15 protein-coding genes are annotated in these 26225 nt (G+C 45.2%); 2 read left to right on the forward strand and 13 right to left on the reverse strand.

From position 1 onward, the window contains the following. Nucleotides 1-43: 43 nt before the first annotated feature. From D0T20_RS05460 to hpt, 8 genes are all read right to left on the reverse strand, one after another. Nucleotides 44-1873: a DEAD/DEAH box helicase gene (locus D0T20_RS05460; RefSeq protein ID WP_116438636.1), complete on the reverse strand. Its 1830-nt coding sequence runs from the start codon at nucleotides 1871-1873 to the stop codon at nucleotides 44-46. Between the two features lie 402 nt (nucleotides 1874-2275). Continuing rightward, nucleotides 2276-7996, reverse strand: coding sequence for a MiiA motif-containing surface protein (locus tag D0T20_RS05470; protein ID WP_116438637.1), 5721 nt, complete (start codon nucleotides 7994-7996; stop codon nucleotides 2276-2278). After that, nucleotides 7915-8085 (reverse strand): hypothetical protein, encoded by a 171-nt coding sequence (locus D0T20_RS06405; protein ID WP_155237383.1) that lies wholly within the window; start codon nucleotides 8083-8085, stop codon nucleotides 7915-7917. Before D0T20_RS06405 ends, D0T20_RS05470 begins: the two co-directional genes overlap by 82 nt. Nucleotides 8086-8537: 452 nt before the next feature. Next, nucleotides 8538-9626, reverse strand: a complete 1089-nt coding sequence (locus tag D0T20_RS05475) for a lipid II:glycine glycyltransferase FemX (protein WP_116438638.1) — start codon at nucleotides 9624-9626, stop codon at nucleotides 8538-8540. Between the two features lie 193 nt (nucleotides 9627-9819). Further along, a complete protein-coding gene (gene ettA / locus D0T20_RS05480) occupies nucleotides 9820-11496 on the reverse strand; it encodes an energy-dependent translational throttle protein EttA (RefSeq protein ID WP_004130043.1) in 1677 nt (558 codons plus the stop codon). Between the two features lie 118 nt (nucleotides 11497-11614). Next, a complete protein-coding gene (locus tag D0T20_RS05485) occupies nucleotides 11615-12124 on the reverse strand; it encodes a DUF3180 domain-containing protein (RefSeq protein WP_116438639.1) in 510 nt (169 codons plus the stop codon). Continuing rightward, nucleotides 12124-14976 (reverse strand): ATP-dependent zinc metalloprotease FtsH, encoded by a 2853-nt coding sequence (gene ftsH / locus D0T20_RS05490; protein WP_116438640.1) that lies wholly within the window; start codon nucleotides 14974-14976, stop codon nucleotides 12124-12126. Before ftsH ends, D0T20_RS05485 begins: the two co-directional genes overlap by 1 nt. A 233-nt stretch (nucleotides 14977-15209) precedes the next feature. Next, nucleotides 15210-15764: a hypoxanthine phosphoribosyltransferase gene (hpt, locus tag D0T20_RS05495; RefSeq protein ID WP_116438641.1), complete on the reverse strand. Its 555-nt coding sequence runs from the start codon at nucleotides 15762-15764 to the stop codon at nucleotides 15210-15212. Between the two features lie 69 nt (nucleotides 15765-15833). On the opposite strand from hpt, the gene tilS reads away from it, so the two are divergent. Beyond that, complete coding sequence (tilS, locus tag D0T20_RS05500) at nucleotides 15834-16928, forward strand: tRNA lysidine(34) synthetase TilS (protein WP_116438642.1); 1095 nt, start codon at nucleotides 15834-15836, stop codon at nucleotides 16926-16928. Nucleotides 16929-17117: 189 nt separating this feature from the next. Here the strand turns inward: tilS and D0T20_RS05505 are convergent, their stop codons facing one another. The 5 genes from D0T20_RS05505 to D0T20_RS05525 all read right to left on the reverse strand — a co-directional run bounded on the left by D0T20_RS05505 (nucleotide 17118) and on the right by D0T20_RS05525 (nucleotide 24641). After that, nucleotides 17118-18770, reverse strand: coding sequence for a D-alanyl-D-alanine carboxypeptidase/D-alanyl-D-alanine-endopeptidase (locus tag D0T20_RS05505; protein ID WP_116438643.1), 1653 nt, complete (start codon nucleotides 18768-18770; stop codon nucleotides 17118-17120). Between the two features lie 140 nt (nucleotides 18771-18910). Next, on the reverse strand, nucleotides 18911-20563 hold the full coding sequence (locus tag D0T20_RS05510; RefSeq protein ID WP_162862696.1) for a hypothetical protein: 1653 nt from the start codon (nucleotides 20561-20563) through the stop codon (nucleotides 18911-18913). A 20-nt stretch (nucleotides 20564-20583) separates the two neighbouring features. Beyond that, complete coding sequence (locus tag D0T20_RS05515; protein ID WP_116438644.1) at nucleotides 20584-21447, reverse strand: ABC transporter ATP-binding protein; 864 nt, start codon at nucleotides 21445-21447, stop codon at nucleotides 20584-20586. A 306-nt stretch (nucleotides 21448-21753) separates the two neighbouring features. Next, nucleotides 21754-22980 carry a glycosyltransferase family 2 protein gene (locus D0T20_RS05520; protein WP_004130024.1) on the reverse strand — a complete coding sequence of 409 codons (1227 nt, stop codon included), beginning with the start codon at nucleotides 22978-22980 and terminating at the stop codon, nucleotides 21754-21756. Beyond that, nucleotides 22977-24641, reverse strand: a complete 1665-nt coding sequence (locus D0T20_RS05525; protein WP_116438645.1) for an AI-2E family transporter — start codon at nucleotides 24639-24641, stop codon at nucleotides 22977-22979. Before D0T20_RS05525 ends, D0T20_RS05520 begins: the two co-directional genes overlap by 4 nt. 144 nt (nucleotides 24642-24785) lie before the next feature. Between D0T20_RS05525 and glnA the strand changes: the two genes are divergently transcribed. Then, nucleotides 24786-26222 carry a type I glutamate--ammonia ligase gene (glnA, locus tag D0T20_RS05530; RefSeq protein WP_016819218.1) on the forward strand — a complete coding sequence of 479 codons (1437 nt, stop codon included), beginning with the start codon at nucleotides 24786-24788 and terminating at the stop codon, nucleotides 26220-26222. Nucleotides 26223-26225 lie beyond the last annotated feature (3 nt).

The raw sequence follows: 26225 nt of genomic DNA on the forward strand, positions 1-26225 counted from the left end.
TTTGTACCAAATTTGACCTAAATCACGTACAAAAAGCGGAAAATTATGCGTGACGTTGCGAACTATGCGAGTCACGCGAACTGCGCGAATCATGCGAACGTCCGCGTCCTCTACCTCTGCCTCGGCCTCTACCCCGGCCTTTGCGCTTTGGCTGCTCTGGCTCTGGCATACTCCAGCCCTCTTGCAAATCCGCCAAATCGCCAACAATCTCTTGCAAAATCGGCGACTCTGGCTTAACGTCTTGCGCTTTAGCATTAATGCCAGCACGCCTCAACATAGTGTGAGCCATTCGCTTTTGATTAGGCAACACAAGAGTCACAACATTGCCCGACTCGCCTGCGCGCGCAGTACGCCCCGACCTATGCAAGAACGACTTTGGATCCTCTGGTGGCTCCGTTTGCACAACAAGCGCCACATCGCTAATATCAATGCCTCGCGCAGCAACATCCGTAGCCACTAGCACACGCACGTCTCCACTAGCAAAAACGCTCATATGCCTATCGCGTTGATTTTGAGACAAGTTTCCTTGCAAATCAACTGCAGGAATCCCCTGTTGCACAAACTTCTTTGCCATATTCTTGGCTTGATACTTTGTGCGCGTAAAGAATATTGAGCGTTTTTTGCCCGAAGCCAGCTTTCTCAAAACTTCGTACTTATCTGCCGCAGAAACGCCAAAAACGTAATGTGTCATTGTGTCTACTTGCGAATCCGCGTCATCAACAGCGTGAACAAGCGCATTTGGCAAAAAGCGATTTACTATAGTCGCAACTTGCTTATCTAAAGTAGCAGAAAACAGCATGCGCTGACCGTTTGGATCAGTCTGCTCAAGCAAGCGCGTAACGGCTGGCAAAAATCCCATATCCGCCATTTCGTCGGCCTCATCCAAAACACTTACCATCACTTTTTCGAGCGTTAAAGCGCCTTGACGCAGCAAATCCTCTAATCGCCCTGGGCAAGCCACTACGATTTGCGCTCCCTGCTTAAGAAGCGCCATTTGCTGCTTGTAACGCACGCCGCCATAAACAGTTACAGTTTTCATGCCGTAAGCAGACGCTAGAGGCGCGATTACGTCGTCTATTTGATGCACCAGCTCGCGAGTCGGCGCCAAAATCATTGCGTGAGGCGCTGGAACATCGTCTTCTTTGCGATTCTTGTTTTTTCTAGAAGCTCGACCCGAGTTGATTAAATCAACAAAGTTTTCTGCCAATCGTGCAACAAGCGGAATAGAAAATGCGAGCGTCTTGCCACTTCCCGTTCGTCCGCGTCCTAGAATATTCGCGCCTTGCAAAGAGTCTGGCAAAGTCGCTTGCTGTATTGGAAAAGCCGTGGTTTTGCAGTCTGCGCGCAAAACTTCCACCAAAGGCTGCGGAACTCCTAGCTGCGCAAAAGTCACGTCATCGCTGTAGTTTTCGCGTGATTCCACAGCTGTATCTGGAATCATTACGGAGTTTTTTTCGACTTCTTGATTTTGCTTATATGAATTTTGCTTATTTTGATTACGATTATTTATACGACGATTCTTAAAGTCGCGCTTATCAAAATCACGCTTGCTAAAGTCCTTAGAACTAAAGTCCTTCTCTCCAAAGTCCTGTTCAGCTTCTTGAATTGCCATCTCTTCGTATTGCAAAGCTTTTTCTCTAGCGCGACTTCTAGCTTTATCTGCCTTACGATTGCGGTTCTTACGCGCGTTAAAATCGTTATTCTTACGATTTCTTCTATATTCAAATGGATTTTCTTTGGACTTATAGCCTTTTTTAGAAAAATTCTTATTATCTTTTTGACTTACAGCGGATTTTTTACTATTCGATTTTCTAGCAGCAGTTTTCTTAGAGCCTTGCGTTTTACCAAACGCATCATAATGAGTATGTGGCACAATAGCCTTTCGTATTTTATGATTGAACAATTCGATTGACGAATCGATAAAAAGTCATGAACTAACCGAGACTAGCACACGCCCCACACAAAACTGTTGCGCTATGCGCGACGACCTGCCTTTTCGCTTAAAGCGTAGCGCGAAAAGGTAATTCGGAGCGCTGAGCAGCTCAAGGCAGAAGCACTGCTTCTGCGCTGCGAAGACGTGAGCGCGGCTAATCCGCGCAAGCGACATTTCCGCATTTTGTTGCTCAACACGCAGATTAGAGCAACATTTTCGGTAAGACATAAGCCTCGCTCGGCAAAAGACCAAACGAGGCTTATGAGTATTGCTATAAGCACTAGCAAAGCTAATCAGCTATCAGTAAAACATCAGTCAAGCTAAATAGCTTACAGCCAAGCATTAATCGCGATTAGCGTGCTTTGTGCGCATGCGACGAGTTGCAAATGCTCCGCCGATTGCTGCAATCATAGTTGCAATCAATCCAGTAGTCGCAACGTTTGCACCAGTCGCAATGCCTGCATTTCCGCGAGAACGCATGCCCTTTATAACGCGGCTGCGAACAGCTGCACGCACTTTTGCTGCATTGGCTTGAGCATCCGCAAGCGCCTTACGTGCATCCGCAAGCTTAGCTGCCGCAGCGTCAACTTGCGCTTGCGTTGCATGCGGATCTGCAGCAACACGCTTAGCTTGTGCCAAGGCTTCGTCTAGCGTAGCAGCAGCTTGCTTAACAGCAGCATCCGCTTGCTTAACTTCTGGAGCGTTTTCTACAGCGTTGTTTACAGCCTTGTTGTCAACACCTGCACTGGCTGCGCCCGCAGCGCCAGTGCCAGCAGCACCAGCGCCTGAGCCTGGAGTTACAGCACCCATACCAGCGCCTTGCGCACCTGCACCTGGTGCGCTTGGATTTGTGCCAGCAGCACCAGAGCCTGAATTAGCACCACCTGGATTTTCGGTGGTATTAATCTGATTAATCAAATTCTGCTTATTGACGCCACCGCCCGTGCTTGTGGAAGTGCCAGAGCCAGAATCCGATTCCGAACCAGAGCCAGGATTGTCATCATCGCTTGGAGGAACTGGAGTTGTATCCTTGCCGTCAAGAGCCTCAGCCGCATCGCTCAACGCCTTAAGCGCTGCATCCAAAGCCTTCTGCTTATTCTCCTTGGTGTCAAGATGATCGTCTGCGCTAGCATCCTTCTTACCAGTTAGCTTATCTATAATCTTCTGAGCAGCATCAAGAGCATCGTCATACGCCTTCTTCTTAGAATCAGAAGCCTTAGTGTACTCTACAGACTTCTTAATATCCGCATCTTTAGCGATTTGTTGCTCAAGAGGCTTGGTGTTAACGCCATCCAAAGCAAGGCGAGCCTTAATAAGCTTGTCTAGAGCTTCATCAACAGCCTTCTGAGCTTTTGCTTCCTGTTCAGGAGTTCGCGGCGTGGCACCTTCCTTCTTATAATTTGCATTATCGTCGTTTGCAGTCTTCAAAGCTTGCTCAGCGGCAGTCAAAGCGTCATCAAATGCTTTTTTCTTATCTGCAGAAGCAGTGGTATAAACAGAATCGCCTGGAGTCTTAGGATCAGTTTCACTTGGCTTCAAGCCCTTATCAGAGCCAATCTCCGCAGCAAGAGCATCTGTCTTAACGCCTGCACCCTTAACAGTGTTGTCAAGCGCTTGCATTGCTTTAAGAAGATCCGCGTAGATATCGTTTACTTCAGCAGCGCCCTTAGCATCGCCCTTATCTCTGTCTAGCACGGCACCAGCGGCAGTGGCAGCATCATCAAATGCTTTCTTTTTGTCATCGCCGTCTTGCAGACCCTTATACTTGTCGCTCTTAGCAAACTTATCCGCAATAACCTTCAAGTCTTCAAGACGAGCCATAGCATTATCGGTGTTTGCAGCGTTAGCGAGCGCATCGTCAATGTCGTCAACACCAGTGTCATTGCCATCATCATCCTTGTGATTACCAGCATCAGTATCTTCAATAATCTTCTTGAAAGCTTCCTTCTGCTTATCATTAAGATGCTTGAACTCATCAATCTTCTTTAGAGCATCCTCAATCTTTTGGGCCTTTTCTGCGCGGTTTGCAATAGCAGTTGGGTCGCCAGACTTTTTACTATCGTCAATCTGTTTATTGAACTTGTCCTTTTCTTCCTGAGACAAATTAGTAGCATTGACCCGCTCTTTGGCCTTCTGCTTTTCCTCGTCAAGTTTTCCATTTTGTGTTTGACTTGGATCACTAGCATTTGTCTTCTGCGCGTTAGTCACCTGAGTGTTGATTTCTTTAAGCGCATCATCAATCTTCACGCCATCAACAGCAGTCTTGATGTCAGAAGGCTTCTTAGCATCTTTTATAGAAGTCTTAGCACCGTTGATTGCAGTCTTGGCAGCTTCAACCTTCTGCTTAACAGCTTCTTTCTGAGTCTCATTCAAGCCATTTTCAGCGTCGGTCAGCTGCTGCAAAAGCGCATCAAGCTTCGCAATACCAGCATTCTTAGCATTTTCTTCGTTAATCGCATTCTGGCGCTTGGCTGCGTCAAGAGCCTTGTTGATACTATCAGCTGTAGCGTCAGTAGCCTTTAGAGCGGTCTCCAAATCGGTGAGCGTTTGATCCTTAGCAGGAGTTCCTCCGAGCAGCTCGTTAAGAGCAGCATCGTCGGCATGGGTTGTATCGGTTTTACCCTCAGCACCCGTACCATGATCAAGGAACGGAAGCGCGCCGTCCTTCAACGCACCCTTAGCACCATCAATAGCCTTAGCCTTGTCGAGAATCTTCTTTACGGCTTCAGGTGTTGTTGCGCCTTGTGGATCTCCTGACGTTCCCCCACCATTAATCTCTTTCTTGAGAGCCTTTTTCTCTTCATCACTCAGATTATTGAGCTTGTCAATCTCATTAGAAGCATTCGTTTTATCGGTTTGAAGCTGCTGGTTTTCCTTATCCTTTTTATCCTTCTCGCGCTCCTCCTTTTCCTTCTTCTCCTTGGCGTTATTACCACCCTTGTTGTCGGTTATGGTCTTCTTAGTATTAGGGTCAGTAGATTTTGCATTCTCTTTGCCCTTATTATTAGCATCACTCAAAGCTTTCTTGACACCACTTTCATCCGTAGCATCCTCAACTTGCTTCTCGTACTGCTTCTTCTGCTCATCAGTAAGGTTTGGATTGCGCTCAATCATCTCCTTCGCCTGCTTCTTCATCTCTTTGAGTTTATTCTCATCAGGATTTGGATTTGGCGTAGGTGTCGCGTCCTTCTTCTTGTAGAGCTTGTCTGCAGGCACGGTGAACAGAACAGTATCACCATTCTTAAAGTCGACACTCTTGCCATCACCATTAATAGAAACAGTAGTAATGCCATACGTTGCAGAATCGGACTTAAGCTCCAAGCAGGAAGTACCAGCTTTTGGCGTCCAGCCCTTACCTGTTAGCGTTGCAGTGTTTGCAGTGAAAGTAAGATTATCAATCTTCTCGGTTGCGCTACTATCATCATAATTGGCTTTCAGGAATTGCTTAACTGCAGCTTGGAAATCATTATCATTCTGTTGCGCAGTTGGATCACTTACCTCGTAAGGATTTGTATTGTACTTATAATCAGCCTTCTTGGCATCAGTAAGCTTGCGAATAAGATCGCGAAGATCCTTTTCACTCATGCCGTCAATCTTGTCATTATTGAGCTGATCAGCATCTTTGATACCTGCTCGCGTGAGGTCGTTGTTGCTTAACTTGTCAGTATCACGCTTCTGTGTAAGCAAAGCTTTCGCTTGCTTCTTCAAATCCTCAATCGTGTTGTCTTTTTGAGGTTGAGGGCTGTTCTTTTTAACATACAAATCTGTTAAAGGCACATCAAACAGTTTCCTCGAACTATTCTCACCAGTTTCAAAACCTTGAACAGCTATGGTTCCGTCCGCATTAAGGCTAAACGATACAACTCCTGCACCATTATTTTGGCCCAGAACATATCGTTGCATATTGGTCACACCTGATACAGGCGTATTATTTTCCTTAAGTGAATATAGGCCAGCAGCCAACTCACTTTCGTTTACGTTAGTATAGTTTTTTTGTATAAACTTCTTAAACGCCGCAATCTGATCTTGTGGCGAAGGAGAATTAACGTTATCTACTTCAACTGGATCTACATAATAATTATATGCAGTCATCTGACCTGGATGATGCAAAGTGGTATCTGGAGTCGGGGTTTGCTTATTAGCTTTCTGCTTAAGGAATACGCTCATTGGATAGGTAGCGTCTTTGTAGTCGTCAGCGTGGAATACTACTACACCCTTACCCTCTACTATCTTAAATTCAACATCTTTGATTGTGACAGAGGTATTGTTGTCCTTTGCATCTTTTGCCGCGCACTTTTTAATCGCATCTTTAAGTGCATTAAGCTGCGTCTGATTATCAGTTATGTCTTTTTGTGATGCATTAAACGGATCAAAATTAACATTTAACTGCGTCTTAGGAGCTTCAACAATGAACTCTTTTTCGGCGGTAGGAGTTGGAGCAGGAGGCTCTGGAGATGGCGTAGTCTTTGGCCTTTCCTTAAGGAATTGCCACGCGGCAATAGTGGTTGTTGAGCCATCTGCCCACGTGATTGTTGCATCGCCCGTATTAGAATCAACCGTAACAGGAGCCTTCTTATCGGCATTCTTGTTCTTTGCCTCATCATACGGCGTAATACCAGTGTTGGCTGCATCAAAAGCATTGACAATCTGCGTTTTTTCTTGTTCCGTTAAACTAGAAAGATTCTCAACCTCAATTGGATCAGGCACAACGTAAGGCGCCCAGTCGGAGATCTTTGGCCCTTGGAACACAAGCTCAGACGCAGGGATTGTAATCTTTGAGCCATCTTGGTATTCAACACTTACATCACCATTATCCGCAACCTTAAAATCGTAGCCACCAGTGCTATCTTTCTTAATATGCTTCAAGAAATCGTTTGGAGTTTCCTTACCATTGGCATCAATAATCGCTTGACGAATTTTAGTTTTTTCGTCAGGCGTGAGCTTATTCAAATTAACTACAGGAGTGCGAGTTGGCAAAGTTGGCTTGTACTTATCTTTATCAGTCTCGTCTTTTGTTACAAGCAAGCTAGCTGGCATAGTGCGAGTCGTATTATCTTTGAAGGTGATAGTAGCCACACCCTTTTCGGATACTTCTACTTTTTCTACCAAATCCGAGTAATACTTTGTGTTTGCGTTTGCTTTTTCAATTTTTTCTTTAACAGCTGTCTGTTCGTCACCAGTGAGCTTTTCGGTATCCTTCACCTTAGTCACAGCTGGATACGCAAGCTTCAAATAATCCGCAATCTTTGGAGTATTGTGCTTTTGACCAACCGCATAGTGCCAATTTCCAGCAAAACGATACACGCCAGCAGCAAAACGAAGCGGATTCGCGTCGCGATTCTCCCAAGCTGCCTTAGTCATCTCGCCAACGTAAGTCATATCGTAGAAGCGCTGCCCTGCAGACTCCCAGTCTACAAAAATGCCCTGTAAGCCGTCGGTTTCCTTCTGATAATCACCCCACTGACTCTCAGTATTTCCAGTGTTATCGTACTTTCCGCCATTAAGACCAAGCAGCTGCTTCCACCCCTTACTTGCAAGCACATTTTGTTCATCAAAGTAGAAGTTGGAGATGCCTTTCCACTGCTTTGGAGTAGGATATGTTTTCTTAGACGCAACGCCGTAACCGTTTGTATCTGTAAACGTAAACTGCGATGAACCTGCTGGCACAAACTGCTGATTACCGCGCACATTAGTCATTTTTTCAACGCGCGTATACGTAATATTTTGCACGTTCTGCAAACCTTTTGGAACGCCAAACCACCACATTGGACGGAATCGCCAGTCGTCAGCTGTGCCGCCTTCTTTCTTGCAATTAGAAAGATAATGAACGCGAACAAACTTGCCTAGAGGATCTTTTCCTTCAGTACCACCGTCTATGGCGTGATCAAGAGTATCGTAATAATCCACTTCTATGTGGAAACGAGCTTCTGTATAACTTGCGTCTGTTTTATAACCGTAATAAATGTTGTTGCCAGTGCCGTCTACATAACCATCAGCATAGGCAGGTGAGGAAACGAATACCCCCCCCCAAGCACCATTGCGCCAGCTAGCATTGCAGCGCAAACACTCTTTGAAAGAACTGGCTGAGAATCAGCCCCAACACCAGAATAAACGCCAGAATAGTGCTTAACTACACGAATCTTCTTAGACATACTCTTACTCCATTATCTTTTTCTTTGGATTAATACGCCAACCAGACCGCAAAATCCATATAACTATGCAAGGCATATTTTACTAATTGTTTTATACAATTTAAGATTAATTCGTATGATGAATTTTGTGTGATTAACGCACTTTGTACCAAATTCGACCTAAAACACATACAAAAAGCAGCGAATCGACGACTTCGAGCTTAAAGCGTAGCGCGAGAAGTCACCTCGATTCGCTGAGCCGCTCAAGGCAGAAGCACTGCTTCTGCGCGGCGAAGACGTGAGCGCGGCTAATCCGCGCGAGCGATATTGACGCACTTTGTACCAAATTCGACCTAAAACACGTACAAAAAGCGGAAAGACTCGTGGGAAAAACAAAAGCGACTAGCCACACAAAACATGCAACTAGTCGCAAAAGCGCCATTAAAAGCTATTAGAGCTTTAGGAGTTAAATACTACTCTGCCTTAGCAGACTCACCTGCAGCCTCACCTGCAGACGCAGCATCTGCCTTATCCGCATCACTCTTAGCCTCTGGCAAATCATCCCACCTGCCAACAAACTTCTTGTAAGCGTCTTGGTCAACAACAACGTCTAACTCGCCAATCCAAGTAAACGGATCATTCGCTCTGCAAAAACCGTTCTTAAAGAAGTAAAGGCCTTCGTCCATGCTAAGCGAATAAGTTCCGCCCATATTGAACCACTTTAAGCCAAGCTCCTTAGTGCGCAGAATCAAATTCCAAATGCACGTATAGCCTGGAGCAACCTTTCCGTGCATAGTCTGAGTTGCGCCGTAAATGTACCACAAAGTGTCTTTATATGGGAACGAAAGCATGCTTGCAACTGGCTCGCCTTCGTACTCGCAAGTGCAAATCTCAATCTGCGGGTATGCAGCAAGCAAGCGCTCAAAGTATTCAAATGGCCTATATTTAATGCCGTGCCTGTTGGCCATAATCTTTGTAAGCTCGTAGAAGGTTTTCAAGTCTTCTTCCGACCTACTCCAGCGAGTTACAACACCAGCCTTAATGCCCGCACGAATATGCCTTCTTGTAAGCGTGCTAAAACCAGCCATAAGCTCTTCTTCGGTTTTGCCTTCAACCTTAAGCATAATCTCGTGAAGCGGGTTGGAGTAAGACTTAGGGTGGAATCCTTGTCCTCTAAACGTGTAGCCAGCTGCCCTGTACTTTTCTATAAGAGCCTCGTCGGTTTGAACGCAAGGGTCCATTCTAAGCAAAAACGCGTTGTACTTTTCAAAAAGTGGCTTTGCTTCGTTGATTAGCTTTTTAGTGGTTTCAACGTCGTAAAAGTCGCAAACTGGGCCTCTAGGAGCGTAAAACAGCGTTTTATCGTCTACAGCCTTAATGCCAAGAATAGAGACTGCAGCAGTAATCTTGCCGTTTTCTTCCAGATAAACGTATTCGCTAGACCAGTTGTTTTTAACCTTTGCCCATGCCATGTCTTGCATTGCATTAGTGTACGGAGAATTTTTTACAAAGTCCTCGTATTCCTTAACTTTAGCAGAATCATTTTTATCTAGTATTGGCATTTGCACTCCTTTTTTAGCTCAATACACGATTTTAGCGCGACTACCGTTTAAGATATTTGCTTTAGCGTTTTACAAGGTGATTTAGGCGATTTACACGATTTATACGACTTGCGAGTAGAAGCTTGCGACCAGCGACTAACGACTTGCCACCAACAGCTTGCGATTAGCCACCAGCCGCAACAACCCACAACTTCTAACGCGTAAGCTTTCTGTGCAAGCGATGCGGGCGAGCAGCTTCCTCACCAAGGCGCGCAATCTTGTTTTCCTCGTACGCTTGGAAGTTACCTTCAAACCAGTACCAATTTGCAGGATTCTCGTCTGTGCCTTCCCAAGCAAGAATATGCGTTGCAACGCGGTCTAAGAACCAGCGATCGTGCGAAACAACCACAGCGCATCCTGGGAAGTCAAGCAAAGCGTTCTCTAAGCTTTCCAAGGTCTCAACATCTAAATCGTTAGTAGGCTCATCAAGCAGCAGCAAGTTGCCGCCCTGCTTAAGAGTCAAAGCCAAATTCAAGCGGTTACGCTCGCCGCCAGAAAGCACACCCGTAAGCTTTTGCTGATCCGAACCCTTAAAACCAAAGCTTGCAACGTATGCGCGAGTAGGAATCTCAACGCCTGCAACCTCAATAAAATCAAGTCCACCAGAAACAGCTTCCCACAGATTCTTATTTGGATCCAAGCCTGCGCGATTTTGATCTACGTACGAAATCTTTACAGTGTCTCCAACAGTAAGCTCGCCGCCAGAAAGTGGCTCCAAACCAACAATCGTCTTGAAAAGCGTAGACTTACCAACGCCATTCGGGCCAATCACGCCAACAATGCCGTTACGAGGCAACGTAAACGACAAGTCGTCGATTAACACGCGATCTCCAAAAGCCTTGTGAATATGTTTCGCTTCCAAAACTTGCGATCCCAAGCGTGGGCCTGCTGGAATTTGAATCTCCGAAAAATCAAGCTTCTTGGAATTGCGTGCCTCTTGCTCCATTTGGTCGTAACGCTCCAAACGAGCCTTATTCTTGGCCTGGCGAGCCTTTGGCGAGCTGCGCACCCAGTCAAGCTCATTCTTTAAGCGCTTAGCAAGCTTTGCATCTTTAGCGCCCTGAATCTCCATACGCTTGGCCTTGGTCTCCAAGTAAGTGGTGTAATTGCCCTTGTATGGGTAAAGCTGACCGCGATCCACCTCGCAAATCCACTCTGCAACGTTATCCATAAAGTAGCGATCGTGAGTCACAGCAATAACAGCGCCTTCGTACTTGTGCAAGAACTGTTCCAGCCAAAGAATTGACTCCGCATCCAAGTGGTTTGTAGGCTCGTCAAGCAGAAGCAAATCTGGGGCTTCAAGCAGAAGCTTGCACAATGCAACTCGTCGTCTTTCACCACCCGAGCACACAGAAACAGGCGAATCTGGGTCTGGGCATTGCAAAGCGTCCATCGCCTGCTCAAGCTGAGAATCCAAATCCCAACCGTTAGCTGCATCAATCTCCGTTTGCAGCTTGCCCATTTCTTCCATCAATGCATCAAAGTCGGCATCTGGATTTGCCATCTCTTCGCCGATTTTGTTGAATCGATCAACCTTTTGAGCAATCTCACCAAAAGCCATCTTAATGTTTTCGCCAACGGTTTTAGTCTCATCCAGCGGCGGCTCCTGCTGCAAAATGCCAACGGTGTAGCCTGGAGTAATCGAAGCTTCGCCGTTTGAAACATTTTCCAATCCAGCCATAATCTTTAGCAACGTTGATTTACCCATGCCATTAGGGCCAACAACGCCAATTTTTGCGCCCGGCAAGAAGCTTAAGGTAACGTCGTCTAGAATTACGCGATCTCCGTAAGACTTGCGTGCCTTAATCATTTGGTAAATAAATTCAGCCAAAGTAATACCTTTCTTAAAATTGTTAAACCGCTATTTTAGTTGCTATTTTGATTGCTATTTTGATTGCCACTAAGCGCCGTTAGTTGCCATTTTCTACATTAATCGCAGCTAAACGCCATTAAACCGCCGCCGCTTTCTGCGCTCGATCCGAAGAATCGCCAGCAGCATCCGCTCCATCTTCCGGAGGAATCTGACACATCCATTCTCCAACAATGCCAATAATCATGTCTATAATGCACACAATTCCAGCAATAACGCATTCGCGAATAACGTTGGAATAAAGCGGAATATCCGCATGCGGCCAGCAAACAAAAATCTGACCTGCATACCAGCCCGTTAAAATAGCGCCAGCCATTCCAAGCGATTTTGCAAGCATGAGTGCCGAGACTGCCATTTGCATGTTAAAAGGCTTGCGATCTTTTGGCTTAGAAGTAGCGTATTGATGCGTTTGCCAAGCAAGAACAAACGTTACTATTCCGCCGATTATCATAACAGCCAAAACAATCCAAGGAGCGCCCGAAAGCGATATTGCGCTCGATTCTGTAACCGACACCAAAAACGCGCCGAATACAAATCCAAACAATAGTCCAAGCGCAAAATACCACCAAGGCGTACGATAAGCTTTCATCAGCACTCCCCAATAATCCAGCGCTCAGAATAAATGCCAACTTGCGAAGCATCTTGCAAAAGCGCAAGTTTGTAAGAGACTGGCTCTCCATCAATTGCAGCATCTGGCTCAACTTGCATCCACGGCTCCAATTGCGCGGCGCTTAAGTGCAAAGGATTGCTAGAATCCATTGACTTTGTAGACGCACTGTCTAAGCCGTATTCTCTTGTTCCAACAACGTTTAATCGCAAATCCAAAGAGTTTGCAGAATCGCCAGAATCGGCAGAATTCTGATCGCGCTGCATTTGCTCGATTCTTTGCGCAAATTCCTGATTGCTCATTGTTGTAGACGCCACTACAACCGCGCAAAAATCTTCACCGTTTGCATTGCTTGCCTGGTAAAGCGCCGAAACGCCTTCAACTTGAGTTACGCTATGCGAATCTTTATACTCAAGTCCGCTTAATACGTTTAGCATTGCGTGCATTGTTGAATCGCTTTTTTTGCCTTGCATAGAGATCACTGTGGTTGTTTGCATTGGACTATTTAGGGCATTTGTAGTATTTGCGATATTTGAGTTATAGGAAGACTCGTGCGATTCTTGCACTTCTGCGATTGCTTGCACTTCTGCGGTTGCTTGCGACTTTTGCACTGCAGAATCAGCTGCAGCATCCGCCTTAGAATCCGCCTTAGAATCCGAATCCTTAGTACTCTTCTCTAAACGCGCATCTGAAACATTCCTCTTTAAGCTTTCTGGAATTTCTACAGGAGGAAGCGGCGAATCTGGGCGATCCGCATTAGAAAGCCACAAATCGCGCTCTGGCGCCTTACGAATCTTAGAGAAGATCTGCTCAAGTTCCTTCTCGTTAAGAGTCTCCTTAACAAGAAGCTTGCTAACAAGCTCATCCAGAATATCGCGATTATTGTTAATAATCTGCCAAGCCTCGGTATGAGCCGTTTCAATAAGCTTATGAACCTCTTCGTCAATCACTTCCGCAGTCTTATTAGAGAACTTACGCGATTGCAAAGAATCCAAAGAACCAGAAGAATCCTGATCTGCATCCATCCACTTTACGGCACCAAGCTTAGACGAGAAGCCATATTCAACAACCATCTTGCGAGCGATTGCTGTAGCCTTCTCAATGTCGTTAGAAGCGCCAGTAGTTGGATCGTGGAACACAACCTCTTCCGCAGTGCGGCCGCCCATAGCATACGCCATTTGATCAAGCAGCTGATTTCGCGACTGAGAATAGCGGTCGCTAGTTGGCATAACCGCCGTGTATCCAAGAGCGCGGCCGCGAGGCAAAATCGTAACCTTAGTAACAGGATCCGTGTGATGCAAGGCCGCAGCAACAAGCGCGTGACCACCTTCGTGATAAGCCGTGTTACGCAACTCATCCAAAGCCATGCCCTTAGACTTCTTTCTAGGGCCAGCCTGAACGCGGTCAATAGCCTCGTCAATAGCGCGATTGTCAATAAGCTGAGCGCCAGAGCGAGCGCAAAGCAAAGCCGCCTCGTTAAGCACATTAGCCAAATCTGCGCCTGTAAATCCAGGAGTTCGAACAGCAACCATATGAAGATCCACGTCTGGAACAAAAGGCTTGCCCTTAGCGTGAACCTTAAGAATTGCCTCGCGGCCTTCCAAATCTGGAGCTTCCACAGCCACCTGGCGATCAAATCGCCCTGGGCGCAAAAGCGCAGAATCAAGTACATCTGGTCGGTTTGTAGCGGCAATAATAATCAAATTAGTGTCGTTATCAAAGCCATCCATCTCTACAAGCAGCTGATTAAGAGTTTGCTCACGCTCATCGTGGCCGCCAGTCATGCCACTTCCGCGGCGGCGTCCAACAGCGTCAATCTCGTCAATAAAGATGATTGCTGGAGCGTTCTTCTTAGCTTCATCAAACAGCTCGCGCACGCGAGACGCGCCAAGACCAACGAACATCTCAACAAAGTCCGAACCAGCCATTGCGTAGAACGGAACGCCAGCTTCGCCTGCAATAGCACGCGCAAGAAGAGTTTTACCAGTTCCTGGAGGGCCATAAAGCAGCACGCCACGCGGAATGCGCGCGCCCAAAGCCTTGTATCGAGAAGGATCCTTAAGGAATTCCTTAATCTCCTCAACTTCTTCTACAGCAGACTGCTCTCCTGCAACATCCGCGAACTTAGTTTTAGGAGTCTGACCTTCCAAAAGCTTTCCACGGCCGCGGCCGCCACCCATGCCAAGCATTCCGCCGCCTGCGCTTGCCATTCTGCCAAACATAAACCAAACAAGTCCAAGCAGAATCAAAATCGGCAGCATAGACGTAATCAAGTACGAGAAAAAGCTAGAAGTTTGTATGCTAACAGTCCAACCGTTTGCTGGCTTAGCCTTTTGAATCTTTTGCACAACTGTCTTGCTTTGAGCAATCGTGTAGTAGAACTGAACGTCTTTTCCGTAATCGTGCTTTTGCTTATCTCGCTTATCTGACTTAACGTACTTATTGTTTAGAGTAAGCTTAACAAGCTGCTTATTGTCTATAACCTCAACGTAATTTGCACTACGATTATCGAGCAACTCTAATCCGTCTTGAGTGTCGATTGTTTGCGAACCATTATGCACAAACATTTGGAATGCAGCTACAGAAAGCAAAACTAAAATAACAATCCAAGTCCAAGGCGACTTAAAGAATTTACGATTGGAATCGGAATTATTGCCATCCTTTGGATTGGCGTTATTCTGATTTCCATTATTCTTATTACGATTCTTGTTCTTATTCTTATTTGAATTGTTTCCGAAATTAGGAGGCAAGAACGGATTGTTGCCGTTTCCTCCCATAGGACTTTTCATAGGTCCACCCATAGGTCCGCGAGGCGACATTGGAGAAGCGCCCATACAATCAGACTCCTTTCAGGATTCTAACTAACAACACTCGTCTAAACACGTAATCACTAATCGCAAGCAACCAAAGCGTAATCGCTGTAATCGCTGTAATTAATCGCTTGAATTAATCCCTTTAATTAATCGCTGTAATTAATCGCTGTAATTAATCGCTAAATAAATAGCATGTAATCAATCAAGATTACTCAATTGCAACCATCTAATCAAGACCGCTAATAAAGAACCAATCAAGACTCATATACAGAAGGCTTAAGAACCGCAATAGAATTAAGATTTCTGTACTTTTCGTCGTAGTCCATGCCAAAACCGACTACAAACGCGTCTGGAATCTCAAAACCAGTGTACGCAATATCTACTTCCACTTCTCGGCGAGCTGGCTTTGTTAAAAGCGCAAACACCTTTACACTTGCAGCTCCCCTGCCCTTAAGCTCCCTAACAAGCCAGTCCAAAGTCTTGCCAGAATCAACAATATCTTCTACGATCAGCACATCTCGACCGCGAACATCTGTAGTTAAGTCCTCGCGAACCGTAATCTGGCCGCTGGTCTTAGTGCCACTGCCGTAGCTAGAAAGACTCATAAAGTCCATCGGCGCGTTAAGGCTAAGCTCCTGCGAGAAAACAGCAAGCGTGTTTACAGCGCCTTTAAGCACTGCAACAAGCAAAATATCGCGGTTTTTGTAGTCTTTGCTAACTTGAGTAGCAACCTCGCGAATGCGCTTCATAAGCTCTTCGTGGCTGATTAATTCGTAATCAATATCATCTCTTATATCTGCAACTTGCATGCTAACTATAATTGCATAAGAGAATGACGGACATGTTACAACTTACACATTAGGATTTAGACTATAAGCATGGTGTACTCATCTTGTTGGCGCAAAGGAATCGGCCAAGTAAAACGTTGCTTTAATAACATAGGGTTAAACGTGCAAGACCCGCAATTCTTGCAACACGGCGAGCATGCAACTTTGCCATCCGCTCCTATTGTGTTGGTCGCATGCTCTGGCGGTCGCGATTCACTTGCGCTAACGGCGCTTGCATCAAAAGTGTGCGCAAGCAGAGGGATTCAATGCGCAGCAATAATCGTAAATCATAATCTTCAAAAAGACTCCAGCAAAGTGGCGCTTAATGCTGCTAAAACTGTTGCAAAACTTGGAGTAGACGAGTCGCTTGTATTTGTTAAATCTGTGCAAGTTAAAGATAACGAAAAGGGAGAAGAAAGCGCAGCCAGAGATGCTAGATACGCTGCGATTATTGAAGTTGCAAAAGACTTGCGCGCGTCGGCGGTTCTTTTAGCACACACAGCAAACGACCAAGCAGAAACGGTTTTAATGGGATTGCGCGATTCTGCTGGCTTGGAGGCCGTGGCTGGAATGAAAGACGTTACAGTTAGGGAGAATGTGCTATTTGCGCGGCCGCTGATTAATCTTACGCGGCTTGAAACCACGCAGATTTGCAAGGATTTGGGCGTTGAATGGTGGGACGATCCAACAAACGGCGATTCATCGCCAATCGATGTTGAGCTGCCAAAATCCTACCCGCTGCGCTCTAGAATCAGGCATACACTTATGCCGTATATTTCGCGATTTTTTGACTCAGATATGACTTTGCTGCTTGCAAAAGGAGCAAAATTTGCTCAAGACGACCTAGACTACATAAACTCGCAAGTAAATCTTGTAGAAAAAGAGGCGATTGTAAAAGAGGATTGCAAAGTCAAAATCAAACTTGCGACTCTAGCAAATAGCCACATCTCGATTAGGCGGAGAATCATAGCTCGCGCGCTAAGTGCTGCTGGAATACGCTTTTCGTCAAATCATATAGAATCAATCGACGAGTTAATAACAAACTGGCATGGTCAAAAGCCGATTGCGCTTCCAGGAGGATATGAAGCAAGCAGAAAATCGCAGACTATAACGATTTCCTCACACGCGTCTAATCCGCGCGAGTGATTTTCCGCACTTTGTACCAATTTTGGCCTAAATCACGTACAAACTCGGGAAAAACTTCCGCACTTTGTACCATATTTGACCTAAAAATGGTACAAAACCCGGAACATCAGACCATGTCGTTCGCGCGCTGTAACGCGCAAACGTAGAAACACCCAGCCCTCGCGCAACAACAAGCAAAGACGCGAGCAACTAAAGATTAGTCAGCTCCGCCATCATCTTATTAACGCCAACATAAGTGTAGTTAACATCTCCAGGAGGATTAACAACAACCGCAAAGGTTAGCGCGCCTCCCGACTTTCTAGAAACGTTGCCAACCATAGACGAAACATCACCCAAAAATCCAGTTTTAACACGCATCAATCCAGCGGCCGACTTATCAACAAGACGCTTTCTAGCAGAAGTACACCAAACGCCTGGCAAAGCCAAGCCTTCTGCCGCAGCAGCACCAAGCCCCGCCTTAAGATTTTGCGCTTGAACCTGAATCAAAGTAACCGCGCGAACAGCTGATTTAGGCGAAAGTCCCGAGCAATCCGACATGTGCAATCCGTTTATATCAATACCTAAATCACGCAAAACATCTTGCACAGCCAAAGTCGCACCCTTTGGAGAATTCGGCTTGCGCATTGCGAGCGCAGTTAAACGCCCGAACTCTTCTGCAAGGGAATTGTCGGAATGCCTAAGCATATACGCCATTATCTCGCTTAGCGGAGCAGAACAAACGCGCGCAATCGGGCTAAAATCGGCGGAAATAAGCGGTTTTTTGTAACTAACATACATGGAATCTGCGCCAGACACCTTAGCCGCCTTAGCGATTTTTGCAGAATCACTCTTCCATTCGCGAACGTCAATGCCAGACTTTTGCAGCAAATTTGCAAAAATCAAACCCGCACTAACAGCAGGATGCCTGTCTAAAAGCGGATAATCGTCGGTATCGTCCGCGTCGTTTCCGTACGAAACCCACGCCGCAAAATCGCGATTTCGCCCCTCATCTACTGCAACAGACGAAGTTGGAGCGTAGAATCTACCTTCTTCGTCGTTCTCGTTAATAAGCTCAGGATATCTTTTTGCTCCAAATAGCGAATCGTCAACAGCAAACTGAACAATCTTAACGCCCCGCTTTTTAAGAGCTGCAGCCGTTTTATTTGCAAGAGTTTCTAAACCTGCTCTACCGTTTACGTGATTCGGGTCGCTTTGCCCAGCCCCAAGCAGCATGTCTCCGCCGCCGCGCAAAACAATTCGCGCAACACTCCCACCTTCGTCGCAGCTTGCATAAACCAGTGTATCTAGCGTTGAAGCCATGTCTAAAGTATGCGAGGCAGCTAGTGCTGTAAGCGTTTTCATTGTAGACGCTGGTTGCAAAGCAAGATCTTCGTTTTTTGCAGCAATAATCTTCCCGTTTGCATCAGCTATAACAGCCGCCGCATTTGGCCCAAGCGCGGGATTTTCAAGGAATGTTTGCAAAACCTTTTCCGCAGCAGCTTTGTCAACTGGCTTGTTTTTATCTAATTGCTTTATTAAAGACGCGTAATGCGCTATTTTCTTAGGTTTTGGACTGCTTAACTCTTGCAAAGATTTATTGTTTTTAATTGCCATTCGCGACTGAATAAAATCGCGATTTTGCAAAAGATCTTTGCTATCAAACAGGATGTATCCGCACATTAGTGATACAACGCTTGCAGCTGCGATTAAGCACACAACAGCGCGATTACGTGACTTTGGCGGCTTTTGCGCACCTAAGCTAGACGTAAATCCAGCTTTTTCTCTTGATTCTTTAGACGTAAAAGCATCTTCTGGAATCTCGATTATATTATCTGGATTCTTAACGTTTTCATCGTCTTGCATGCGCACGCCGCCTGTTTTACCGATTAATTGCAACTCTGTATAACTATACAAGCCGTGCAGACTATATAAGAACTACATAAAGCCTACATAAGCTATACGCTTGCACACATAAATCGCAGATCTTACGTGCGCATTAATACTCAAGCAGTAATCGACGCAAATCTGCGCAAGTTTTCTACAATACGAATCATGCGCTTATCCATTACTTTGCCGCCAATAATTACGCCAACAGCCAACACAATTGCGCCGTTCACTACGAACAGAATGCATGCAATCCACAGCAGTTGCGGCGCAAGAATAATAAACGCAATCACAGCCGCAACCGAAGGAATAATGCAAACTACAGAAAGAAGCATAAAGCCGATAGCTGCAAAACTTCGCCCGCCAGCAGAACCTTGCGGCCTAGAGAATGGCTTTTCGATTGACGCTACAGGGTACATTGCAATGCACGAAGAAATTAAGCCAATGCCTATGGTAGCAAAAGCTACTCCGATTGGAGAAAGAGTTTGGAACATAACTGCATTCATATTTTGCTGGACATTTGCTACAAAGAAAAGGAAAGCGTAAACCCCTATTCCAAGAATTGCAAAGTACACAGCGCAAATCACGGACCAAACTATTGCGTGCGCTAAACGATCGTGCAAACCTTTTACGCCAATAATCGCATGCATAGTAAAAGCTGTTCCATCGTATGCAATATTGTTTCCAACAACCATTCCCATAAGCGTCGCAGCATATATCATCCATCCAGAAACGCCTATGTCCTGTGCTATAGAACCAAATCCTTTAGCATTAAAACTAGTTCCTCCTGCAACTACCAGCATAAAAAGCGGCGCAATAAGCAAAAACAGTTGACGCATATCTCTTCTCATAACGCTAACAATTCGAGCAATAATAGCACCAACTATGTTGTCTGGAACTGCTGCAAAGAAGCCGATTCCCTTAGTTTTAACAACTGTTTTTTGCTCACCGCGAAGTAGCTTAGGCTCTAATTTTGCGCAAAATACAGAGATTGCAAAGCAAGCAGCAATCGTCACAACGCAAATAAGGAAGCGAATAACAAGCGCAAGCCAATTGCCATTGATGGCGTCAAGAGGCAAAGCAATAGCCGCACTTAATGGAGTAAAAGCAGACACAGCGCAGAAACTTGTACCTAGCGAAATTACAATTTGCGAGGGGCTATGCGTATTCATTGACGCAACAAAAAGCATATACGCTACGAAAATAACAAAGTAAAAAATGTTTCTTGAACGCTTGTTTATTAAAATAGTGTCCAAAAGCTCAATAAGCATTTTGCTTAAAGACACGATTGTTGCAACGTAAAGCGGAGCCGCAATTACGCTTACTAAAACCGGCACAATTCCAAAGTTTCTGTACGCTAAAGACCACAAAGCAAGCGCGATTGTGCAACTTATTGAAATCGCTCCAAAAAGGGAGCCAAGAAGCATGCCAGCTTGCTGCTTTACGTGAGGAATACCGTAAAGCGCAAAACTACGCGATTTTAGTGTTGTGTCGCTGCCTAACATAAACAAGTTTATAAACAGCGTAAAAATTGAAACAATCGACGCAATCATTATTGGAATCAATTGGAATTCCTGCCAATCTTTAGCGTCTGCAAGCATTCCTGGATTAAGATACTTTCCTGCTTCCCAGCCTGCAAAACCAAGAGCGCATATAATCGCAAGTCCAAAAACAATTGATATACCAAAGCCGATTTTTTGCCAAATTGACTTTCGCATAACAGAAAAAGTAAGCGCCCAACGAAGGCGAACCATTGTAAAAATCATAGACATGATTACTTACCGCCTTTCGCTCACGCGTTGTGGTTGCTTGCGATTGGAGTTGCGTTATAAGACTCGCCGCCGTTAAGCCAATCAATGCGCGCAGCAGAATGACGTCCACCAACAAGCTCCATAAAGCGATCTTCAAGATCTTTGCCTTGAGCAACTTCTTCAAGCGTGCCAGAAGCTGCAACGTGGCCTTCGTTAATAATCGCAACGTGCGAGCACATTTTTTCAACCAATTCCATAACGTGCGAAGAAATAATCACCGTACCGCCAGTAGAAACATACTCGACTAGAATATCCTTCAAATTTGCGCTAGAAACAGGGTCCACTGCCTCAAAAGGCTCGTCCAACACAAGCACGCGAGGGCTATGAATCATAGCTGTTGCAAGGCAAATCTTCTTAGTCATACCAGTTGAATAGTCCGAAACCATAGTGTTTTCAGCTTCTGTTAAGTCGAAAGCAGAAAGCAAGTCGTTCGCGCGCTTTACTGATTCCGCGCGACTCATATCGCGAAGCATGCCAGCGTAAGTTAAAAGCTGAAGGCCAGTAATCGTCTTAAAAATCTCGTCTGCTTGAGGCATTAAACCGATTGCACGCTTAGCGCTATTTACGTCACTCCAAACATCGTTGCCAAAAATCGAAGCCGAGCCAGCATCTGGCATAAGCAAGCCCGTAAGCATTTTAATCGTAGTAGTTTTGCCAGCACCATTAGGGCCGACTAATCCATAGAAGGATCCTGCTGGAATATCTAGCGAAAGATTATCTACAGCAACTTTTTTGCCAAAAGTCTTAACAAATCCGCGAATAGAAACCGCAGGAACTTCTGCACTACTATCACTCGAATCGCTCGAATAAGTGTTTGCACCAAAAACTGGAACAGAATCCACCATATAAACCTCGCAACATACAGATAAACGCACGTATTGCGCCACATTAATTGCGCAATCGCATGTTTACACCAAGGCTTCCATTATCTCATATCTTGCGTATAAACACACTACAAATTCGTTAGATTTGTATCACTCATAAGACATTTGTAACGCTTTTTATCTGATTTTCGTTATATTTGCATCATCCGTGAGACATTTGTAACGTTTTTTAGCCTAAATTCGTTATATTTGCATCATTGATGAGACAAATCTAACGAATCTGAGACAAAGATCGAAGGCAGATCGTCGTTCGCGCGTTACAGCGCGCTATCGACCCGTGTGATGAATCGGCTTCCACTCGCTCTTAGAGAACACAGCTTGGAACGCAATCGGCACATACGAAAGCATAAAAATCGGGAAGCTAAGCACGTACGCAAAAAGCTCTTTGTTAGTGGCTCCAAGCTTATCGTGTTCTACAAGAATAGTAAGCGAAACAAACACCATCATGCCCAAAACGCTTGTAACAGTAGTAGTTATAAAGCTAAGCGTTGAATCAATCTGACTTGCCCACGTAACAAATCCAAATGCTGCAAATATAAATCCGAGTATAAGGCGAATAATCGCAAGCACCATAAACGGGCAAAGCATAAGCGTAAAATCAACCGACGAAAAATCGCGTTCGCGGATTCCGTGGCGTATAAGAGCCGCTCCGTAATATCGAAATACTTGCAAGAAGCCCTTACTCCAACGCAGCCTTTGCCTCCAGCTTTGCCTAAACGATACAGGCTGCTCGTCGTAAAGAACAGCCGACCCGCAATAGCCCACTTTGTCGCCGTGCAAAATCGAGTCCATTGTAAACTCAAGATCTTCGGTAAGCAGGTGGAACTTCCACCCACGATTTCTGTGCATAATCTCGCGCGAAAACATAAATCCCGTTCCGCCTGCGTGGCAGCTAGATCCAAAAAGCATGCGCGAATTGTTAGTAAATCGCGATTCGCGTATAAACCACAATGCAGACCCAGAAGACACCCAATTATCCGATAAATTAACGGAATTTCTGTAGCTTGTTAAAATCTGATACCCAGCATGGAAGCCCTTATTCATCTCTTCAAAATAATGCAAATCCAGCTTATTGTCGGCGTCAAAAACAAAGTACGCGTCGTAATCTTTGTCTTTTCCAAGCTCCATTATGTGGTCCAAAAGGTAGCTAAGCGCGTAACCTTTGCCAATATGCTGCTTATCGAATCGCTCTATAACATTGCACCCATACTTTCTTCCAACTTGCGCCGTGCTGTCTGTGCAATTGTCGGCAACTAGCCAAATATCTATTAGCTGTTGGTTATAAGTTTGATGCTGTATGCACTCTATAAGATTTCCGATTACAGCTTCCTCGTTTCGCGCAGATATTAAAACCGCGTAATGCTTGTCCATTGGAGCATTCGGAAACACTACTGGCTTTGCAACAAGCGACGCCACTGCGCAAACGCCTTGGTAAATAACGCTGCTAACGCCGATTATGATTACTAAAACGTCGAAAATAGACAAAAGAATCATTTATTCCACCCGCTTCGTGGATTTGTGTTTGTGTTCGATTTTTTGTTTTTACTTTCGTTTGGAATTGTACCAGATTTATTTGTTTTTGACTTTAATTGTTCCTTATCTTGATTGGTTGCTTGCGACTTATCTTTAGCATTTGCATGCAACCCGTCGGCTGCTTGCGATTCGCGATCCGCTTGCCCACTATCCAAATCCGCATTTTCCGCGCGTTTCTTAGCAATATCGCGATTAACTGCATCTAGAACATCGCGCGAAATCGCCATAGTAGCAATATATCCAGAATCTTCTTGAGAATTTTGATTTTCACTAGAATCACTAGAAGAAATGCTAGAATCACTAGAAGAAACATAAGCTTGCTTATACCAATACATAATGTCTTCATTAATCGAAACTCTAGAAGATGAGCCTTTCATAACTCGAAGAACCTTGTCTTTAACAGGCTTTACAAAACTATTGCCAATCGCTTCAACACTTGTAACCATAATCGACTTGCGATTAGGCTTTGGATCGTTCATTAATGGAGAATCAACAAGCTTGTATTGCTTTGTGCAAACCTTAAGAATGGCTTGCAAGCTGGCAGTAACAGGAAGCGCCAAAAATGCGCCAAGCGCCCCAAAAACAGCACCCATTACTAACACCGACAAAAATGCTACAGCAGGATTTAGGTCCATTGTTTTTTCGGAAATCTTAGGAGAAATCACCATGTTTTCAATCTGCTGATAGATTGTAACAAAAATAAGAACAGCCAATGCCGCTGCAAAACCGTTGGAACTCCAAGCAAACACAATTGGTAAAGCTCCGCCCAAATACGTACCAATCGTAGGCACAAATTGCGAAACTATTCCGCAGAACAGCGCAAGCGGAAGCCAGTACGGAACTTTCATAAATATTAGGAAAACCGCAGTACCCGTTGCGTTAATCGCAGCCAAAATTGTGCGCGAGAACAAGAAGCTCGATATTTGCTCTTGAACAACCGACCATATAAACAAAAATCGCCTTTGAGACTTAGGATTTAGCAAACGGCAAACACTTCTACGCATTGCAGGACCAGCCGCCGAAATATAATAAGTAACCATCAAAATGGTAAGCAAATCAAGCAAAGCGGCCATCAAACCCCAGGTAGTGTTAAGTGCAAAACCGCCAAAATCCACAACCCACGATGTTTGAATGTTGCGCAAAATCTCCATTCCAAGCTGCTCGATATTTGGCATCTTAAATCCAGTGGAATTTAACACAAAATGCGCAAATTGGTTGTATAAATCAGGCAAACCAAGAACCATAGAAACAGCTTGTTGCACAAAAAGATTGCCGAAAAGAACAAGCAGCAAAATAATAACCGCAAGCAGCCCAACCAAGCTTGCCAAAGATGCAAAAGCCCTACTCCAACCGTGTTTTATAAGGCGCACAACAAGTGGCTCTATTGCCAACGCTATAAAAATGGAGATTACAACGTCGAAAATTATAAAAGCTATACTTCCCCACGCAAACCAAACAAAAATCGCAACAAACGCGGCGATTACAGCATACATAAGCGCGCGACTTAGCCAATCAGGAGGCCTGCGATTATCTCCCTTAGCTGGAAAAATCGAAGCTAAGTCGATTTTGGCGCTTGTGCCGTTGCTATCCATACGGCTTTCGTCGTTTTCTTTATTTGTCATAAATTCCATTGTACTTTACAAAGCGTGTAACACAATCAACAAAGCGTGTAACACAATCGTAACCAGATAGTCGAGTCGCTGAAATCCAAAATCATATACAACAATCTAAACTATTTACTGAGATTTTTATGAAAGGATCGTGGCATGACCACTTTGCAAACTAAAGAAGATGCCGAGGCTTTGATTAAGCAAGAAGGCATTGAGTACGTATCTGTTCGATTTACTGATTTGATTGGCGTTCAGCAGCATTTTACTGTGCCTGCAAGCGAGTTCTTAAACAGCGCATTTACAGATGGAATGGCCTTCGACGGCTCTTCTATGCAAGGATTCCAGGCTATTAACGAGTCCGATATGAAGCTTATTCCAGACGTAGACACCGCTTACATTGACCCATTCCGCAAGCACAAGACTTTGAACGTTGCTTTTTCGATTGTGGATCCTGTAACAGACGAGCCTTATTCTAGGGATCCTCGCCAAGTGGCAATTAAGGCAGAAGCCTACTTAAAGGCCACTGGCATTGCCGATACCGCAAGCTTTGCTCCAGAAGCCGAATTCTTTATTTTCGACAAAGTGCGTTTTGCAAACGATATGCAGCGCTCCTTCTACGAGGTGGATTCCAACGAGGCTCCATGGAATTCTGGCATAGACACCGAAGACGATGGCAGCAACAACATTGGTTTTAAGAATCGCGTAAAGCATGGCTACTTCCCTGTGCCACCTGTTGATCACAATCAAGACTTGCGCGACGACATGGTTTACAATCTTCAAAAGGTTGGTTTGATTCTTGAGCGCTCTCACCACGAGGTTGGCGGCGCAGGTCAGCAGGAGATTAACTACCGTTACAATACGCTTGTTCACGCTGGCGACGACTTAATGAAGTACAAGTACGTTGTTCACGAGACTGCTGCTTTGGCTGGCAAAGCTGCAACGTTTATGCCAAAGCCAATTGCTGGAGACAACGGCACTGGCATGCACTGCCATCAGTCGCTTTGGAAAGATGGCAAGCCATTGTTCTATGCGGAAACTGGTTATGCTCAGCTTTCCGATATTGCGCGTTGGTACATTGGCGGCTTGATCAAGCACGCGTCTTCTGTGCTCGCTTTTACGAATCCTTCGCTTAACTCTTATCACCGCTTGGTTCCAGGCTACGAAGCTCCTGTAAACTTGGTCTACTCGGCTCGTAACCGTTCTGCAGCTATTCGTATTCCTCTTGCTGGAGAAGCTCCTGCTGCTAAGCGTATTGAGTTCCGCGCGCCAGATCCTTCTTGCAACCCGTTCTTGGCGTTCTCTGCTCAGCTTATGGCTGGCTTAGACGGCATTATGAACCACATTGAGCCTCCTGCTCCTGTTGATAAGGATCTCTACGAGCTTCCTCCAGAAGAGCACGACGGCATTAAGCAGGTTCCTTCTTCGCTTGGTGAGGCTTTGCAGGCTTTGGAAGAAGATCACGACTTCCTTATGCAAGGAGATGTTTTTACTAGCGACTTGATTGAGACTTGGCTTAATCTAAAGCACGAAGAGATGGATATGGCTCGCTTGGCTCCAACGCCACTTGAGTACGAGCTTTACTTCCATATCTGATAG

It is taken from the genome of Gardnerella piotii, assembly GCF_003397585.1.
Lineage (GTDB): Bacteria > Actinomycetota > Actinomycetes > Actinomycetales > Bifidobacteriaceae > Bifidobacterium > Bifidobacterium piotii.